The organism is Ruoffia sp. FAM 20857, from assembly GCF_045528645.1.
Taxonomy (GTDB): Bacteria; Bacillota; Bacilli; order Lactobacillales; family Aerococcaceae; genus Ruoffia; species Ruoffia halotolerans.
Genome location: NZ_JBGQRB010000148.1, coordinates 1 through 255 on the forward strand (window position 1 = coordinate 1; position 255 = coordinate 255).

The window sequence follows — 255 nt, forward strand, 5'->3', positions numbered from 1 at the left end:
CTACTCCCGAACCAAAGCGATTAAAGACGATCCATCTTTTCGGTTCCTATCAACCACGTCTAAGTTTGATTTTTTAAAACGAGGCAGTAAGGATTATTACGAAATACGTTTCCGAGTGGTTAGACTCGAGCTAAGTGAAAGCACCTACGAGTGCTTGATAACAAATCTTGATGACAACTTTACACCCAATGACTTAAAAGAATTATACCATTTACGGTGGGGAATTGAGACTTCTTTTCGTGATTTAAAGCATTC

Annotated in this window: 1 protein-coding gene; it reads left to right on the forward strand. The window is 38.4% G+C overall.

Translation table 11 applies throughout. The annotated features are described in order from the left end of the window. Positions 1-115: 115 nt before the first annotated feature. The coding region (locus ACEN4N_RS11625; RefSeq protein ID WP_407094282.1) for a transposase at positions 116-255 on the forward strand (140 nt) is incomplete at its 3' end.